Raw genomic sequence first — 286 nt, 5'->3', positions numbered from 1 at the left:
CGAGCGCGATGTCGCGGTTGATCGCTCCACGGTGTATCGTTGGGTGCAGAAATTTGGCCCGGAACTGACCAAGCGTAAACAGCGTGTACGAAACGCCCGGCACGAAGGGCCGCTTTCTTCTCGATGCGCCCAAGCTTTCGCACTCGCGGCGAATGACCGGTTCCCGCCCCTCCCCTCCGCCGATGCACTAGTCACCCGGCCCCTCAAGCTTGAGCCAGTAGCGGGTATAACGGCGTTCCCCGGTTCGCGTGAGGGCTCCGATTTCGACAAGTTCCTGCAGATCCCT

At 61.9% G+C, this 286-nt stretch carries 1 pseudogene; it reads left to right on the top strand.

Annotation, left to right across the window (positions count from 1 at the left end):
* Window positions 1-85 (top strand): annotated as a pseudogene (locus HRQ87_RS20735) (IS6 family transposase); the annotation flags it as partial.
* Between the last annotated feature and the right edge of the window lie 201 nt (window positions 86-286).

The sequence above is a fragment of the Parasulfitobacter algicola genome (genome assembly GCF_013315265.1).
Taxonomy (GTDB): domain Bacteria; phylum Pseudomonadota; class Alphaproteobacteria; order Rhodobacterales; family Rhodobacteraceae; genus Parasulfitobacter; species Parasulfitobacter algicola.
The sequence above is the reverse complement of the archived record's forward strand: the minus strand, read 5'-3'. Positions and strand labels throughout refer to the sequence as shown.